The organism is Catenulispora yoronensis, assembly GCF_039531695.1.
Classification (GTDB): domain Bacteria; phylum Actinomycetota; class Actinomycetes; order Streptomycetales; family Catenulisporaceae; genus Catenulispora; species Catenulispora yoronensis.
In genome coordinates this window covers 1-557 of sequence record NZ_BAAAQN010000229.1, presented here as the reverse complement: position 1 = coordinate 557, position 557 = coordinate 1, and the positions used below count along the sequence as shown (strand labels likewise).

Genomic DNA, 557 nt, shown 5'->3' with positions numbered 1-557 from the left:
TCGGCGCCGTCAGCTCCTGACGCAGCCAGATACCTAATCCCAGCCCCATCAGCGACAGGGCCAGCACATACCAGGCCGGCGCCATCGGCGACACCCCCATCAGCATGGTGACCGCAATCGGCGTGAGGCCGCCAAAGATCGCGTACGACAGGTTGTAGGAGAAAAAGATGCCGGGGAAGCGTACTTCCGCCGGGAAGGCCCGCACCATCACATAGGGCACCGCCCCCACCACGCCGACGCACAGCCCCACCGTACCGTAGAGCAGAAACAGCCGCTGCGGGCTGGCGCCGGCAAGATGGTAAAATGCCCAGCTGGCAACCGCCAGCAGCAGGCTGCGTTCCATGCCGAACCGGCGGGCAACCCCTGCCGCCAGCGGCGAGACAAGGCCAAAGGCCAGCAGCGGCAGGGTAGTGAGCAGCCCGGTCTGCGCGGTGGTCAGGCCATAGTCGCTACGAATCGCGTCCAGCAGCGGCGCCGCGCCGGTAAAGACCACGCGCAGGGTGGTGGCGATGAGCAGGATACCGGCAATCAGCAGCGCGGGGCGGCGGCCGGTAGAG

1 protein-coding gene is annotated in these 557 nt (G+C 67.3%); it reads right to left on the bottom strand.

The window, feature by feature from the left end:
* Positions 1 to 557 (bottom strand): MFS transporter (locus tag ABD481_RS47005; protein ID WP_486323373.1); only part of this gene is annotated, 557 nt, incomplete at both ends.